The following is a 15631-nucleotide window of genomic DNA, read 5'->3' as shown; positions in this document are numbered from 1 at the left end:
TCACCGCACACGGCGCCCCATCGCAAGAAAGATTTTCACGTTTTAATTAAGATTTACACACTTCTCAACAACTAGTTATTTCTTTTAAATGGTTGGCAATCCTATCATTTTTCTGAGTTCATTACATTTCTCAATTTGCTTACCTGTTAAGGCAAGTTCTTTTACATATTTTAGAATTGTATCTTCTTTTGTTGCATGGATTAGTATATGCACTTTTTCTGTTACAAGAATTAGATTGCTGTACTTGTCTGTACCACCTTTTTCAAGTGGTAGTTTATGGTGGCAATGTATATCACTTGGTGTTAATTTATTCCCTGTTACAAAACATCTTCCATATTGAGCTGCAAAGAGAGAAATCCTATTATCTGCATACTCTATACTCTTATCAAGTACAGGGTGTTTCATTAACCAAACAAGAGTGTCTATATCAATTTGTAGATTTTTATGAATTAAAGATCTACCCTCTACAGTGTACTTGTTTATATCTTTTTTCTTGTGTTTTGCGTCCTTAGTTTGGATATACCCCACTGGAATTAATGGGCGTCCGTTAAGGAAGCGAAGTTGTTTACTTTTTCCATACTTATCTTTGATAAATCCTTTATTTAATGTCCCATTGGTCTTTAAGTCAAGCCTGTTGTTCATTTGCTTTTTAATATGAAAGGCTATTTTAGCAAAGTCTAAACTCACATTTGTTGCTATTTGATAATAATTATGCAAGCCTGAAACAGTGGCATTATACCTAGCTATTGCTTTGTACTGCTCTTTTTCATTTGCAGGTCTCTTTATATCCGCAACACATTTAGAAATATTTTCTTTTGCATTTTTCAGTGCCTTATCACTTATATGCGACTGTACAACAAGCTTTTTACCTTTTGGTTTAACCTTCAGCTTGAAGCCTAAAAACTCTGAATACCTTTGTTTTAGGTTCGTGATCGTTGATTTTTCTTCATTTATTGTTAATTTAAGCCTATCTTCAAGCCACTGTTTCACTGCTTGATATGTCCTTTTTGCATCATAGTAATTACTGCAAAATATTTTAAAATCATCAGCATATCTTACAATGTAAATTTCCTTGAGCTTACTTGACCTTAAAGCTCTATAGGTATGGCTTTTTATTTCCGTTCCTTTGCTATTAGTCTTTTGTTTATATGAATAATGCGTTGGCATTGTTGCCCATTGAGATGAAACCCACCAGTCCAACTCATTTAGTACTATATTAGATAGCAATGGGGATAAAATACCTCCTTGAGGTGTACCCTTTGTAGGTATAATTGTTTCACCATTTGGCATTACAATATTAGCCTTTAACATTTCCTTGATAATGCAAATTAGCTTTTTATCTCTTATTCCTAAGTGCCATATTTGTTTTATGAGTTTTGAATGACATACATTGTCGAAAAATCCTTGTATATCAATATCAACTACATAGTGTAAATGCTGTCTTTGCATTAGCCTTGCACATTCTGCAATAGCGTGTTCTGTATTCCTATTAGGTCTAAACCCATAAGAACTGTCGTGAAATTTCGCTTCACATATTGGCTCTAAAATTTGTAAAATACATTGTTGTACAATTCTATCAACAATCGTTGGTATTCCAAGCGGTCTTGTTTTTCCATTAGGTTTTGGTATTTCCACTCTTTTTACAGGGCGGGACTTATACCAATGAAACTGTTTTTGTATTAGAGAAATGTATTCTTCCTCATTTAGTTTTGATAGATGGTTTATTGTTCTTCCATCTACTCCTGCTGTGTGACTGCCTTTATTTCCTTTTATACTTCGATAGGCTAGTTTTATATTTTCTCTTGAAGTTATTAACCCCATTAAATTTGAAAATACTTTATCCTCACTGCTATCTTTATATAGATTATCAAGGACCTCTTGCAAGTCATAATATTCCGTATAACGGATTTTATTTTGTTTTAATCTTGGTTTCGAAGTGGACACAGGCACCATCTCCTTTCGGATTTGATTTTCTTTGTCATACTCGAAGCTGTGTTTATCTTAATTTCAGTTCTTGTTCTTTCTTATGACTAGTGGCTATCCCTCCACGAGCTTATTATTCTCGCTTCATAGGTACTATGCCACCACTTTCACCAAGATAAAAAATAGTTATATGATTTTTTTTTTCTTATCATTTTCCCATTTAACACTTCATTAGCATTAGTCTGCCTCCATGTTCTTGGTTTACCACGTTCCAACAATCCTATCATTGAATACGTTTAGGTTCTTCCTCTAAGCCTGTGTTTAGCTCTCGCCTTATCGCCTGTAACGATATATGGACTTTCATAACAACCATTCTTACTAATCCACAAACACACCATCTTTGATGGTAATTGCCGTTAGACAAATTCAAACGTCTAGACTTGTACATTCAGAAGTGCGTCAGTGTTTTGGTATACACATTCTCACCATGCGTATTCGACACCCGGCATATAGGTAGCACCATTTACCTCTAAACAGGTTTCGTATAACTATATAGCTATTTACGGCTACTCTCTGCCGACTTCACCGAGCTTTTGACAATAAATTAGTCTAATATTTATTGCCAATCGGAGTATCAGTGTAGGCATTTCAGGGCGTTACTCCATCATTCTACCTATTAGATTGTTAGTTCTCCTAAGTTTCGAACTTTATGTCCTTAAACTTAGTGCATAAGCTTTTCACTTATGAACGTGTCGCACGGTTATCATTACCATAACCTTCCATTAGATTAATTACTCCCCAAGAACCAAGTCCAGCTCCAATCGCTGTTACTAATACCTTTAATACATTTACTGCTTGTGTGAAAAACTCCATTTTTTATTCCTCCTCTTTTTCTTCTTTATTTATTCTATTAATATGTTTTACAATAAAATTTTTGAATATTTTCTCCTCTTTTTTTACCTCTTTAAAATATCCGAATATATGAACATACTCACCGCTTTCGAAATCCTCTACTGTCTCTACTTTTTCTCCGTATAGATTGCAATAAATATATTCTTTTTTTGTTTTTCCATCTTCTTTAAATTTATTTACTACAGTAAAATTTGCTACTTCCCTTTTTCCTTCATTTGTATCTATTGTTGTTGTTTTTATTTCTCCAACTAAGTTTCCATTTATGTTTATCATTTCTCTTTCCATATCTTATTTTCTCCTTGATTTTTTTATGTTTTTTTCAAAAAAAGAACATCTATTTTTATTAGATGTCCTGATACTATAGCTATTTAATTTTTAAAGGAGAATCTCTTTCATTGTATATCTTCATGCAATCCTCCCATTTAGTATAAAAAAATACACCTAAAGTTTTTTATATTCTTTAGGTGTTTATATATTCCATGTTTTTTTATTTAAAATGTTGCTATTAACTCTTTCTGAGAATTTGTTAAAATTGAGTTTTTTAGCCATATTGGCTCTTTACTAATTATAGAATTAGCTTTGTTAATTATATTTTCATCTACTATGGGATATGAATATTTATTTAAGTTTATTGTTCCGTCTTTATTAATTTTTACTTCTAGAAACCTATAGCTATTTATTCCTGAAACTAAAGCAGTGTCGATTAAAACCTTATATTCAGATGAAGGAAGTAGCTTTATATTTTTTAAGCAAGTAGAAATTTTTTCTTTATAATCTAATAATGTTATTATCTTTTTATATCCTGATATATTTAAATCATTAATTAAATATTTTTCCATAAAACTTCCTCCTTTCCAAAGTTCCTCTATTAATTAAATACTTGATAAAACTCATTAATTAATTTTAAATTTGTAATAATTAATTCTCTTGCTGTTTTTAAATCTTCAATAACTTTAGTATCTATTGAATCCTGACTCCAATGTGAATAAGGATGCCTAATTCTATTATACGCATTATACAGTCTATTTAAATAATCTATCTGTATATCATTTAAGTTTACATGCCCTGAATTATAATAATATTCTTTAGTTGTATCATTTGTGCTGAAGAAATGAAAATTATTTTTTCCTTTTTCATTCTCTGTATCTTTCTTTAGATAATCGTGTAAAATTTTATGCAGATAATATTCCATTGTCCTAAAAATAGGTGTTACTAAAAATGTAAAATCTGGTAAATCGGCTACTATCTTTGTACTAAATACAGCTGTTAACAAAGTATTTCTAACTTTTACGTCCTCTTCATTATCAGGAAAATCCGGCATTAACTGTGAAAAAGTATTTTCCAAGTCTGCCTTTTCTATATTAACCGCATGATAGGTATTTAAAACTTCTACTACAGCATTCTCTGTTGGCAATAATTCTATAGCATAAGATATCAATTTTTGAAATAAAGAACTTTGCTTGCCTTGAACGTATGATTTCTTTCCTTTATAGCAATTTATAACAAGTTTTTCGTTTTTTCTTTGAACTCTAATCTTATTTAAATAATTATTTACTCTATCTGACTTATACGATATATTTTCATTTTCGTCTTCAAAATCATACTGTATTTCTTCAATTATGCGAATCCAATCTCTTTCATCCAGTCCAATAAAATAAACTGAACCATCACTATAAGCCTTATATCCTTGTGCTAACAACGCATTTTTCGCCAAAGTATCAGCTTTTTCATTATAAGAAATTCCACTATGTGCTGGAACTTTACAAAATTCAATGTCAATTAGTAATTTTTTCTCTTCTATAAACTTTACATAATTTTTTGTTAAATCATTATTCGCTTTCCATTCAGAAGTTGCCCACTTCTCAATGCCTTCATAATCGTAGTAAATTGTAATTTTTTTCTTGTTATGACCTATTGCCCAAAGAATAACTTCTTTAACCCCACTTAATTCTCCTACAACATTTCTATACTTCAAATTATCTATATCAACATAGGCCTTATATAAGTTGTTCTCTGTTTGATCTGATAGAATAACCGCTCCGAAAGAATATTTTTCTTTTCCACCAGCATTTTCTGAATAGCTTCCATCCACAAATGCAATTACTGAATCGTTTTCTAAATTTTCAATTTCTTTGGCTATTTGACTATTTAAATCTTTGATACTTTCTGATTCTATATCTGTTGTTGTATCAATCTCTTCAATGAATTTTATGGCTTCATCTTCCGTTAAAAATGATTTATACACCGCACCAGAAAATCCCTCAACTTGTTCTTTGGTTTGTTCCCATGTTCGATATATTCCTGGGTTTTTCCCTACTTTAACTGCGTAGTAAGTTTTCTTAGCCATATATTTTATACCCTCCTTTCCTATTTCAAAGTTATTTCTTAATATTCTATCTAAACTCAAATGACCCGACTTGGTCCGCATTGTTAAGAGGCGCGTCGGGTTCTGTTACCATCATAATATATGATATGGTATGTTTTGTCAAGAACTTTATTTATACCTTAGACAATATTCAATTTTAATTTTATGCCTCTAAAACTTCAACTTCCATATCACTTTTTAATCTAATTCCATCCTTCTTCTTAAAATATTGTTCTATATCAAACACATTTTTCTTATCATAATCTTCAAGTAATTTATAATTTTTATGCTTAGTTATATCAAATTTATCAGAAAGAAATGGTCTCACTCCTCTTAGTTGATAAATACATTTACCTCCATCCATTACGGTTATCTCATCTTGACTCATTAATTCTTTTCCAGTTTTTTGATAATTTAAGCCAAAACTTTTTTGATTTGATCTAGTTTCCGACGTATTATATAAGTCTATTGTTTCTTTGCCTAAACTTTCAGATAGTTCTTTTAAGGTTGTCCTTTCTTTACCACCTAAAAATAATGTGGAATCACAATTTCCTACTATGGTGTCCGCATTATCTTTATAAATTGCTTTTAGTTGAGACTGAGCTTGCAAAATAATGCAAGCTGATATTTCTCTGCTTCTAATTGTGGCAATTAGCTTTTCAAACTTTGGAATCTGACCTATATTACTAAACTCATCAAGTAGACATCTTACATGAACTGGCAATCTTCCACCATACACATCATCTGCCTTATCACATAGTAGATTAAATAACTGAGAATACATTATTGATACTACAAAGTTAAATGTATCATCTGTATCTGATATTATTACGAATAAAGCAGTTTTTCTATCTCCAATTTTATCGAGTTCTAATTCATCTTCGCTCATTAAGTCCCTTAATTCTTCGATATCAAATGGTGCAAGTCTTGCTCCACAAGAGATAAGAATAGATTTAGCAGTCTTGCCCGCAGCAAGTTTGTATTTTTTGTATTGTTTTACTGCAAAATGATCTGGCTTTTCTTTTTCTAAAGCTTCAAACATATAATCAACAGCATTTTTAAAGTTTTCATCTTCTTCTCTAACTTCTGATGCATCTATCATAGCTAACAAGGTTGAAAAATTTTGTTCTTCTTTTGGTGCTTCATAGTAAATATAACCGATGAGGGCAGTATAATAGAGCTTTTCTGCCTTAATCCAAAAATCTTCAGTTGACTTTTCACCTTCACCTTTTGTATTTGCAATGATTGTTTGTACTAATTTGAGTATATCTTTTTCACTTCTAATGTAAGCGAATGGATTGTACTTCATAGACTTTTTAAAGTTAATGGTATTTAAAATTTTTATCTCGTATCCATTTTTTTCTAGCATTTTCCCACATTCTAATACTAATGTTCCTTTAGGATCAGTAACTACATAAGACGAATGCATTTGCATGAGATTAGGCTTTACGAAAAATCTTGTCTTTCCTGAACCAGAACCACCAATGACAAGAACATTTTTATTTCTTGCATATTTAGGATTCTGAGGGCGATTATTCATTGTAAGTCTCTCTGTTTGAGTTAGTAGAATGTTATTTTCAAACTTTTTATCAATATATGGCTCTATATCTTTTTCATTTCCCCATCTTGCAGATCCATACTCTTTACCTTCTCTAAATTTTTTTGCTTTTTTCTTCTTTTGTATTAAAACCAATTTAATAATTAATGCTAGTATTAACCCTGCTAATATATTTCTTATTTTAAATGAAAGAAAATAATTTAAACTATCAATCTGACTAAAGGCTACCATAATTCTATCTAATATATCTCCTCCTTCATAGGAGTTTATATGACTAGCTAGTATATTTCCTATATAAAAAAATACGAGATATGGAAGATTTTCTAAAATAAATCTTTTCTTATCTCGTATGTGAAATACATTCTTTATATCTTTCATTACTTCATTAAGTATTTTCGTCTTGTTCACTCCCTTTCTAAAAAATTAATAACTCTCTTATCAGTTTTGTTTATTTTTTATACCTTATTACTGGAACTTTTTTTACCTTTTTACCTATTCTTTTTCTTTCCAAAGCAAAAATCATATCTTCACTTCTTTCAAAATATCCTAAATCTTTATGATAACTCATTCCACATTTACAATGTAATAAACCTATAAACTGTTGCTTCATTTCCCTTTTACATCTAGGACAAACATTTTTCTTCATTTCATACACTTATATACTTATATTTTACTTTCAAAGGTAACTTTCAATTTCTTTCCTAATGCATCTGCAAGTCTATCCAAGGTTTTAATAGAAGGATTAGCATTACCATTTTCTATTTTACTAATATCCCCTTGGGCAATACCTGTCATATCTGAGAGTTCTCTTTGAGTAAGGTGATTCTCATTTCTTCCATCTATCATAGCCTTTATTATTTGAAATTCCACCTCTAAATTATCCCATTCTTTTTTAAATTCGGGGTTTTCCATTTCTTCCTTTAAGGTATCTCTAAAATTTTTACTCATTTTTATAACTCCTTCTCTGATAATCTTCCCTATATTGCTTGGCTAATTTAATTTCTGACCTTGGTGTTTTTTGTGTTTTCTTTATAAATCCATTAGTCAATATCACTTTGTTTCCTATGACAAAAAAATATAGAACTCTTGTTATGTTTTTTCCTAGTTTCACTCTTAACTCAAATATTCCATCTTCTAAATGTTTTGAATATGGCTCTCTAAGTTGATTCCCCTTTATTTCTAAGAGTTCTAAGTTTCTAAATACTTTAGCCCTCATTTTTATATCCAAAGATAAGAGGAATTCTTCTACTGGATAGCTTCCATCTTCCTTTTCATAATATTCAACTATAAATTGATTCATCCCATCTCTTCACTTTCATTTTATAGGATATATCCTATATTGTCAATCTTTTCCCTTATAAACTTTGCTCTTGATGTTTATGCTTAACCTTATCCTTATCCGTTGTAGCTTTTACTTTCTCTTTGAAGTTAGCCAATTTTTCTATAACAGATTCTTTTTTCATGGACTTTTCTCGAGTAAATTTATATACAGTTTTCTTAAAGGCTTGTTCCATTATCTTTTCATCTTTTGCTTGAAAAAATATAATATTATTTCCGCTTTCTAAATCTTTTTTTATTGAAAATTTAACTCCATATCTTTTTAATTCTCTTTTTAAAGTCTTTAAATCTATATCATTAAGCTCTAAGGTTTCTACTTTTCCTTTTTTTACCAGATCTTTTACTTTAACTTTCTTAAATTTGCTAATTGCCCCTGTCTTTTCTAAGCTTGCTTTTTGCTTATTTATTTCTAATATTTTTTTCATTAAGTTTATAACTTGCTTAGCAGTTACTACTCCAGCTTTTTTCATTATGGCAATTGTTCTACTATTTATATCGTCATTTTGCATTTACTCACCTACTTTCATTTATTTTTTAATATTCCATAGGCTAATTTCGACTTTTCTTTCATTTTTTCTATTCTTCTGTTTTCTCCCGTAAATATAATTGGGCTACATATTTCAAGTATTCTTGAGTAAATTCTTTTATCTTTTATTGTTTGAGGGTTTGTTAAGGCTGATATACTTAAATTCGTAGTTATAATCAAAGGTTTACCTACTCTATATCTACTATCGATGATATTAAAGATGTGTTCTGCTGCAAAAGCTGTGTCTCTTTCCATTCCAAAGTCATCTATAATAAGTAGTTGCTTATTATTTAGCTTTTCAATATATTTACTTTTGTCAATTTCAAAGTTTGTCATATCATTTAAAATTACTGAAAAGTTTGTCATCTTAACTTTTATTTCTTTTTCTAAAAGACTATTAGCTATGGAACTTGCAAGATAAGTTTTTCCACATCCTACATCTCCTGTTAAAATTAAACCTATATTATTTATATATATATCATCAAATTTTTCTACATAATTTCTTGCTACTTCTTCATGTTCGCTGTCTTTATCCATGTTAGCAAAGTTCCAATTTAAAAGTATAGGATCATCAAAGCATTCTTTTTTTAATCTATCAATCTTTAAAAGATGATTAATCTTCTGCCTTTCTTCTTCCTGCTGTTTTTGTTTTTCTTGTTTACACTTACATAAAATAGGTACTTTTTTTCTTTTTCCTAAAAAGTCAATTTCTTTTTCCATTGGACTTTTACAATGTGAGCAATATTTTAGTCCTGTTTTTTGATCTATATAACTTTCATTATTGTCTTTTTTTGAAGAATATATTTTTTCTAATGGTTCTATATTGTTTTCTAAAATATCTTTAATTGATTCCATAGAAATTTCACCTCCTATTTCATATTTAAAATTTCTTGCCAGATATCTTCATCCCTACTATAGTCATATTTTTTATTGTTATTATTACTGCCTTTTATAATTTCCATATTTTTAATATTTTCATCTGCATTATATAAGAGTGTAAGCAAGTAAGCGTTTATGTTTCTTATATCCTTGGGTGCGTTTTCTTTTAAATATGTCAATACATAATCTATATGTTTATAGTTTAGATTTAGAATCTTTTCTTTTAACTTTTTATGATCTATCTTCAGCCCACCTATGTGAATGCTTTTAGAATTATTTAATGCTCTTACCAGAACATTTATAATTACATCTACTTGTTTCTTATCTTCTATCCTTGATTTCTCAAATATTTCATAAGATATATTATTTTTAATCTTTTCTTTTAATTTTGCCTCCTCCAAAATTGTTCTATCTAAATTTTCTTCTTCATCTTTTAAGAATGCTATGGAGGTGGGATTATTAAAATCAGTATTACTAATATCAGTATTATTAATATTAGTATTATTAGAGTCCTCTTTTAAAACTTCTTGAGATTTATTATTGAAACTTCTTGAAGTTTGATTTTTAAACTTCTGCAAGTTTACTTTTGAAACTTCTGTTGGTTTATTGTTTTCTGTGTATATAAAGTTCTTTACATAAAGTAGATTTGGCTTGCCAAGTCCCTGTCTCTTTTTTTCTAATAGTCCTATTTCTTCAATTTCTTTCATTATCTTAACGGACTTATTTCTACCCCAATTTAACACTCCCATAATTTCTTCTATGGTGTAGATGATATATACTTTATTTGCCTCATCTAACCATTTGTTTTTTAGTGACAAACTCATTCTATCTAATAAAATTCCATATAAGACTTTAGCTTCTACTGACATACTATTAAAATATTGATTAGTAAATAAAGATTTTGGAATTCTAAAAAACGAATATTGTTCTGCTTCATTACCATAGTAATATTCAAATTCTACTATTTCTTTCATCTTACACCCCCTTTCTTAGTACAGAAAAAGAGACAGCATATCTTAATTTGCTATCTCTTCTTGAATTAATTTTTATGTTTTGTTTTTATATTAATTTTATTTTTTCATTCACCTCTTCTATTAATTCTACTACAACATATCCTAACGCTGGAATTCCATAAGGACTAAAAAGAAATGCTAATATAATGGCTTCAACTGCAAGATTTTTTTCTCCGTTAATAACAGATCCTAAAAAACCCATTATTGCAATAAAAGATATTAATTTAAAAAATACCGTACTAAGTCCCAATATAAAAGTTAAAAACATAGCAATAATACTTAGTGCTATACTAATAGGAAAAAGTATGATTTTAAAAATCACTCTAACTATTATCATATCCTCTTCAATCCTTTTTACCTAAATTAAATTTATTTTGTGAATTCAACAAAAAGATGACAGACTCAAAGTAAAATCATCTTGTTTAAAAATTTTGTGGAAGCCTTTAAACCTTGATTTAACTTAATTATTGTATCTGTCACTATTATACTATTCTCCCCTGAACCTGTTGGTCCTGAAAATATAAGCATTCCACTTCTCTTTTTTAGAGCATTTCTTAAACTTACTTTAGATTTTTCATTAAATCCTAAGAGATTGGCATTATTCTTATGATTTTCTAAAGAAAGTATTCGTATAACTAATTTTTCTCCGTTGATAGTTCCTATAGAAGATACCCTAAAGTCTATATTCTGATAAACATCTAACTTGAGACTACTATCTTGAGGTCTCCTATGCTCACTTATATCCATATTAGATAATAATTTTAACTTTGATATAAGTTTTCCATAATTATCCTTATTTACATGTAATATCTCATTGAGTCTACCATCAATCCTTACTCTAACTCTGGCATAAGTTTCCTCTGGCTCTATATGAATATCACTCGCCTTATTATTAAGAGCAAAATCAAATAGGTTGTAAATAAATTTGTCAATATCTATATTTATATCACGTTGATCTAGCACACTTCACCCCAATATTTACATTACAAAAGATAATATATTTAAACTTACTTCTAATTTTCAAAAATAGGAAGTTTTTCTAAATATATTATATCTTCTCTATCCGCTGCGTGTCCTTCTGCAAGAATTGCCAATTTTTGAACGACTTTTCCGCCTGCTTTTTCTACCAAAGCTTCTAATGCACTCATAGATTCTCCAGTTGATATTACATCGTCTACTAAAGCTATCCTCTTTCCTTTTATTTTCTCAGCATCTTTAGAATCCAAAAATAGTTTTTGAGTATTTTTAGTTGTTATAGAATTTACTTCTACATTTATTGGATCATTCATATAGGACTTTTCAGATTTTCTTGCTACTATAAAATCTTCTTCTCCTAAATTTCTTGCTATCTCGTGAGCAAGTTCTATGCCTTTTGCCTCTGCTGTAAGGATTATGTCACAATCAATCTTTTTACTTAATTCATATCCTGCCTTTGTGGAAAGTTCTGTATCTCCTAGCAAAACAAATGATGCAATCTTCAAGTTATCAGATATTTGTATAATTGGTAAATTTCTTTCTAGTCCACATACATTTAATTTATAATAATTCATAACATCTCCTATAAAATTATCAATTTAAGTATAACACCTACCGCAAGACCTACAAATGGATCACTGGCAGCAGTGGTAGCCATAGCTATTCCTGCAACTAACATTGTATCACCGCCTGCTGCAAAGGCAAGATTGGCATTTGTTGGAACAGTAACTAAGGCACCTAATACAAATAAAAATCAATGAATTGATTCTCCTGGAACATACTTTCCAAGCTTTGGCAAAAATCCCATAAACATTATTATTCCAAGAATAGCCATCATCAAAATCCCTGAATTAACTGGATTATCACTTGCCCCTGTTGCAGAAATTATTGCTTCTACTGGCGCTCCACCGAAAAGTGAAGAAATTGAATCAGCAAGTCCTGAATAAATTGTTAATTGATCAATGTTTGCAGTTAAATTTCAATCCCCAAGAGATACAGTAATATTTCCAAAAGCTATATTCGCTCCTATTGTCAAGCAAGCTAAAGAAAGAGCTCCTCTTATTACTTTTTTACTTAAAACTGGCTTTTTACTGATAGTTTTCTCTCTTCTTTTTTTATATCTTTCCCTATTTCCATTTTCATTACATTTGCATAACTCGAAGAAACTATTACAGAAATTATTATTGTATAAACAAGATTTCTTCCAGAAATAAAATAAGTAGTTAATGCTGATATTATGGAAATTAAGCTAACCATTTTTGTATCAAGTTTTAAGCCATCAATTGCAATTTTTGCAAGTATTAAACCTACTCCTGCCATCATCCCATTTAATACATAATCTCCTGCTAAGTCTACAATAAAATTTAGACTTCCAGTAATACCAAGTATTGTCATTATAATACCTGACCAAAATACTACTGATAATTTCTCTCTAATATTATCTCCATAAGAACCAGCTAGAGCAATTGTTTCTGCCTGCATAGAAATTGGAATTGGAGATTGTAAAATCATACAGGATATTACTCCAACAGCAAAACCAAGTGAAGTTGGAAAAGCAGAAAAACCTACAGAAAGAGCTAGAAGTGCCTGAGGAATACTATTAATTACTACACTTAAAGCTGCTATAATATCATTTAAAGTCATAGTCTCTCCTAATAAATGAATTTATATATTCTATTAATTTAGTTACTCCAATATTTATCATCTAATGATCTATATCTAACTGCTTCTAGTAGGTGCTTTTGTTCAATTTCAGAATTTCCTTCTAAATCTGCTATAGTTCTTGTCATTTTTATGATTTTATTAAAACTTCTTACTGAAAAGTTATATTTATCAAAGGCAAGTTTTGCTGTTTTTTCTACTTCTGGACTAAGTTTTATATACTTTTTCATTTGATTTGTAGATAATTGAGAGTTAGATGTAACATTTTCATTTCTGTATCTAGCTTGTTGAATCATACGAGCTCTTGTTACTTCTTCTTTTAGCTCTTTAGAGGATTTGGATGGTGCATTTCCTCTTAAGTCCTCGTATTTTACAGGTGATATCTCTATATGTATGTCAATCCTATCTAATATAGGTGCTGATATTTTATTTAAGTACCTTCTAATCTCATTTTGCGAGCAAGTGCACTCTTTTAATGGGTTACCATAATTTCCACAAGGACAAGGATTCATGGCAGCTATTAGTATAAAATCTGATGGATACTTTAGACTTGCTTGAGCACGAGAAATATTTATTTCACGGTTTTCTAATGGCTCCCTAAGTGCTTCTATTGTTTTTTTATTAAATTCCGGAAATTCATCTAAAAATAGGACTCCACGATGAGCAAGAGATATTTCCCCAGGTTTAGGTATAGAATGGCCTCCTCCTATTAGAGCAACTTCGCTTGCAGAATGATGTGGGCTTCTAAAAGGCCTTTCGTTAACTAAACTCCCTTTATCCAAAAGTCCCATGATTGAGTAAATTTTTGTTACTTCTACCTTTTCATCAAAGCTCATATCTGGAAGAATTGTAGGTAAATGTTTTGCTGAAAAAGTCTTCCCACTTCCTGGTGGCCCTATCATTAACACATTATGATTGCCTGCTGCTGCTATTTGTAAAGCTCTTTTTAAACTCTCTTGACCTTTTATATCTGCAAAATCAACGTCATAATAAACTTCATTGTTTACCTTAGATAAATCAAGTTCATATGACTTTACTTCTTTTTCTTTATTTAAAAAAGCTACTAAATCATTTAAGTTTTTAAATGGCAATATGTCTATATCTTTTATGATTGCACATTCATCCTTATTATCGTCTGCCACTATAAATTTCTTAAAACCAATCTCACGCATAGAAATAACCATGGCTAGTGCACCTCTTACTGGAACAATTCTTCCGTCTAGAGATAATTCCCCTAAAAATACATAGTCATCGTAAGGATAAGTGATAACTCCCATAGAACTTAGAAGGGAAACTGCTATGGGTAAGTCTAGTTGTGTTCCTTCTTTCTTAAGGTCAGCTGGCGATAAGTTTACAGTTATTCTTCCAGGAGGAAAGGAATAGCCAGAATTATTTATAGCTACTCTTACCCTTTCTTTTGATTCTGAAATTGTGGAATCTGGCAAGCCTACTATCAAAAATTTAGGCAAACCATTTGTTATATCACTTTCTACCTCTACTAAATGACCAGATAGTCCTAATAGTGAACAAGTGTTAGTTTTTGAATACATTTTATTCTCCAAGTCCTAAGACATTTTGATATTTAAGAAAAGTTTGATGGGGTCTTGCAGAAAAGTTTACATATTCCCCATTCTGATCAGTAAATCCTAAATAAGTGCAATGAAGTAATTGATGGTCTAAATTAAATTTATTTTTTACATTCCCATAAACAGGATCCCCCACTAGAGGATGGTTAAGATATGTCATATGAACCCTAATTTGATGGGTGCGACCAGTTATTATGTGCACCTTTACTAATGAGTATCCTGCTACTTCCTTTATTACCTCATACTCAGAAATAGCCTTACGTCCACTAGGTTTTACTGCCATCTTCCTACGATCTTTACTATCTCTGTCCATAAAAGTTTCTATCCTACCTTTTTTATTTTCAAAATTTCCATGAACAATAGCTAAATACTCCTTATCGACAAGTCTTTTTTCAAAAAGAGATTTAAGATATTTATAAGATTCATTATTTTTTGCTATAACCATAAGTCCTGTAGTATCTTTGTCAAGCCTATGGACAATACCTGGCCTATCATCACCTCCTATATGGGAAAGTCCGTCGTAACCATACTTATATAACAATCCGTTTACTAATGTTCCTCTTATAATAGAACCTGCTGGATGAACGATTACATTGCTATCTTTATCTATGATTGCATAATTATCATTTTCATATACAATATTAAGATTCATATCCTCAGCCTCTATAGCTGGAATGTCAAAAATCTCATCATCTATATATATTTCATCATCTAACTCTAATCTATAGCTAGGCTTTTTATTTTTCATATTAACTTTTATTTTCTTATCCTTGATAAATTTTTTTATCTTTTCACGAGGAATTTCTTCAAACTCATCAGATATATATTTATCAAGTCTAATATTTTCATATGCTGTAAGTTTCATAAGATTATTATAGCATAGAAAGAAGAACA

18 protein-coding genes are annotated in these 15631 nt (G+C 30.0%); all 18 read right to left on the bottom strand.

Going from position 1 to position 15631, the window contains the following annotated elements; all coding sequences use genetic code 11:
• Nucleotides 1-84: 84 nt before the first annotated feature.
• Nucleotides 85-1944: a group II intron reverse transcriptase/maturase gene (gene ltrA, locus ABXG81_RS02550; RefSeq protein ID WP_353529037.1), complete on the bottom strand. Its 1860-nt coding sequence runs from the start codon at nucleotides 1942-1944 to the stop codon at nucleotides 85-87.
• Between the two features lie 720 nt (nucleotides 1945-2664).
• Nucleotides 2665-2796, bottom strand: a complete 132-nt coding sequence (locus ABXG81_RS02545; RefSeq protein ID WP_010245392.1) for a Maff2 family mobile element protein — start codon at nucleotides 2794-2796, stop codon at nucleotides 2665-2667.
• Between the two features lie 3 nt (nucleotides 2797-2799).
• Nucleotides 2800-3120, bottom strand: coding sequence for a single-stranded DNA-binding protein (locus ABXG81_RS02540; protein ID WP_196377239.1), 321 nt, complete (start codon nucleotides 3118-3120; stop codon nucleotides 2800-2802).
• A 206-nt stretch (nucleotides 3121-3326) separates the two neighbouring features.
• Entirely contained in the window at nucleotides 3327-3674 is a 348-nt protein-coding gene (locus tag ABXG81_RS02535) for a type II toxin-antitoxin system RnlB family antitoxin (RefSeq protein WP_044564908.1), read from the bottom strand.
• A gap of 29 nt (nucleotides 3675-3703) precedes the next feature.
• A complete protein-coding gene (locus tag ABXG81_RS02530; protein WP_353529036.1) occupies nucleotides 3704-5182 on the bottom strand; it encodes a viroplasmin family protein in 1479 nt (492 codons plus the stop codon).
• A 181-nt stretch (nucleotides 5183-5363) separates the two neighbouring features.
• On the bottom strand, nucleotides 5364-7136 hold the full coding sequence (locus ABXG81_RS02525) for a VirD4-like conjugal transfer protein, CD1115 family (RefSeq protein ID WP_353529236.1): 1773 nt from the start codon (nucleotides 7134-7136) through the stop codon (nucleotides 5364-5366).
• Between the two features lie 70 nt (nucleotides 7137-7206).
• On the bottom strand, nucleotides 7207-7404 hold the full coding sequence (locus ABXG81_RS02520; protein WP_044564905.1) for a hypothetical protein: 198 nt from the start codon (nucleotides 7402-7404) through the stop codon (nucleotides 7207-7209).
• A gap of 17 nt (nucleotides 7405-7421) precedes the next feature.
• Nucleotides 7422-7706 (bottom strand): helix-turn-helix transcriptional regulator, encoded by a 285-nt coding sequence (locus ABXG81_RS02515; protein ID WP_010245412.1) that lies wholly within the window; start codon nucleotides 7704-7706, stop codon nucleotides 7422-7424.
• Nucleotides 7699-8058 (bottom strand): type II toxin-antitoxin system RelE/ParE family toxin, encoded by a 360-nt coding sequence (locus tag ABXG81_RS02510; RefSeq protein ID WP_010245415.1) that lies wholly within the window; start codon nucleotides 8056-8058, stop codon nucleotides 7699-7701. Before ABXG81_RS02510 ends, ABXG81_RS02515 begins: the two co-directional genes overlap by 8 nt.
• 55 nt (nucleotides 8059-8113) lie before the next feature.
• Entirely contained in the window at nucleotides 8114-8605 is a 492-nt protein-coding gene (locus ABXG81_RS02505; protein ID WP_353529035.1) for a PcfB family protein, read from the bottom strand.
• A gap of 14 nt (nucleotides 8606-8619) precedes the next feature.
• Nucleotides 8620-9477, bottom strand: a complete 858-nt coding sequence (locus tag ABXG81_RS02500; protein WP_353529034.1) for an ATP-binding protein — start codon at nucleotides 9475-9477, stop codon at nucleotides 8620-8622.
• Between the two features lie 14 nt (nucleotides 9478-9491).
• On the bottom strand, nucleotides 9492-10475 hold the full coding sequence (locus ABXG81_RS02495; RefSeq protein WP_353529033.1) for a replication initiator protein A: 984 nt from the start codon (nucleotides 10473-10475) through the stop codon (nucleotides 9492-9494).
• 85 nt (nucleotides 10476-10560) lie between these two features.
• On the bottom strand, nucleotides 10561-10851 hold the full coding sequence (locus ABXG81_RS02490) for a CD1845 family protein (protein ID WP_000587722.1): 291 nt from the start codon (nucleotides 10849-10851) through the stop codon (nucleotides 10561-10563).
• Nucleotides 10852-10916: 65 nt separating this feature from the next.
• Nucleotides 10917-11477 carry an ATPase, T2SS/T4P/T4SS family gene (locus ABXG81_RS02485; protein ID WP_353529032.1) on the bottom strand — a complete coding sequence of 187 codons (561 nt, stop codon included), beginning with the start codon at nucleotides 11475-11477 and terminating at the stop codon, nucleotides 10917-10919.
• 50 nt (nucleotides 11478-11527) lie between these two features.
• Entirely contained in the window at nucleotides 11528-12064 is a 537-nt protein-coding gene (locus ABXG81_RS02480) for a phosphoribosyltransferase family protein (RefSeq protein WP_353529031.1), read from the bottom strand.
• A 499-nt stretch (nucleotides 12065-12563) separates the two neighbouring features.
• The gene (locus ABXG81_RS02475) at nucleotides 12564-13133 is read right to left on the bottom strand and encodes a hypothetical protein (protein WP_353529030.1); all 570 of its coding nucleotides are present in this window, start codon (nucleotides 13131-13133) and stop codon (nucleotides 12564-12566) included.
• A 38-nt stretch (nucleotides 13134-13171) separates the two neighbouring features.
• Nucleotides 13172-14701, bottom strand: coding sequence for a YifB family Mg chelatase-like AAA ATPase (locus ABXG81_RS02470; protein ID WP_353529029.1), 1530 nt, complete (start codon nucleotides 14699-14701; stop codon nucleotides 13172-13174).
• A gap of 1 nt (nucleotide 14702) precedes the next feature.
• Nucleotides 14703-15602 carry an RluA family pseudouridine synthase gene (locus ABXG81_RS02465; RefSeq protein WP_353529028.1) on the bottom strand — a complete coding sequence of 300 codons (900 nt, stop codon included), beginning with the start codon at nucleotides 15600-15602 and terminating at the stop codon, nucleotides 14703-14705.
• Between the last annotated feature and the right edge of the window lie 29 nt (nucleotides 15603-15631).

Origin of the sequence: Anaerococcus nagyae (assembly GCF_040364225.1) — a bacterium.
Classification (GTDB): Bacteria; Bacillota; Clostridia; order Tissierellales; family Peptoniphilaceae; genus Anaerococcus; species Anaerococcus nagyae.
This window is presented reverse-complemented; position numbering and strand designations above follow the sequence as displayed.

Bases quoted from the DNA above. Each gene is read 5' to 3' on its own strand.
- ABXG81_RS02475 (WP_353529030.1), bottom strand. From the start codon at position 13,133: ATGACTTTAAATGATATTATAGCAGCTTTAAGTGTAGTAATTAATAGT.
- ABXG81_RS02540 (WP_196377239.1), bottom strand. From the start codon at position 3,120: ATGGAAAGAGAAATGATAAACATAAATGGAAACTTAGTTGGAGAAATA.
- ABXG81_RS02510 (WP_010245415.1), bottom strand. From the start codon at position 8,058: ATGAATCAATTTATAGTTGAATATTATGAAAAGGAAGATGGAAGCTAT.
- ABXG81_RS02535 (WP_044564908.1), bottom strand. From the start codon at position 3,674: ATGGAAAAATATTTAATTAATGATTTAAATATATCAGGATATAAAAAG.
- ABXG81_RS02470 (WP_353529029.1), bottom strand. From the start codon at position 14,701: ATGTATTCAAAAACTAACACTTGTTCACTATTAGGACTATCTGGTCAT.
- ABXG81_RS02495 (WP_353529033.1), bottom strand. From the start codon at position 10,475: ATGAAAGAAATAGTAGAATTTGAATATTACTATGGTAATGAAGCAGAA.
- ABXG81_RS02515 (WP_010245412.1), bottom strand. From the start codon at position 7,706: ATGAGTAAAAATTTTAGAGATACCTTAAAGGAAGAAATGGAAAACCCC.
- ABXG81_RS02530 (WP_353529036.1), bottom strand. From the start codon at position 5,182: ATGGCTAAGAAAACTTACTACGCAGTTAAAGTAGGGAAAAACCCAGGA.
- ABXG81_RS02525 (WP_353529236.1), bottom strand. From the start codon at position 7,136: ATGAAAGATATAAAGAATGTATTTCACATACGAGATAAGAAAAGATTT.
- ABXG81_RS02465 (WP_353529028.1), bottom strand. From the start codon at position 15,602: ATGAAACTTACAGCATATGAAAATATTAGACTTGATAAATATATATCT.
- ABXG81_RS02545 (WP_010245392.1), bottom strand. From the start codon at position 2,796: ATGGAGTTTTTCACACAAGCAGTAAATGTATTAAAGGTATTAGTAACA.
- ABXG81_RS02500 (WP_353529034.1), bottom strand. From the start codon at position 9,477: ATGGAATCAATTAAAGATATTTTAGAAAACAATATAGAACCATTAGAA.
- ABXG81_RS02505 (WP_353529035.1), bottom strand. From the start codon at position 8,605: ATGCAAAATGACGATATAAATAGTAGAACAATTGCCATAATGAAAAAA.
- ABXG81_RS02490 (WP_000587722.1), bottom strand. From the start codon at position 10,851: ATGATAATAGTTAGAGTGATTTTTAAAATCATACTTTTTCCTATTAGT.
- ABXG81_RS02480 (WP_353529031.1), bottom strand. From the start codon at position 12,064: ATGAATTATTATAAATTAAATGTATGTGGACTAGAAAGAAATTTACCA.
- ABXG81_RS02520 (WP_044564905.1), bottom strand. From the start codon at position 7,404: ATGAAGAAAAATGTTTGTCCTAGATGTAAAAGGGAAATGAAGCAACAG.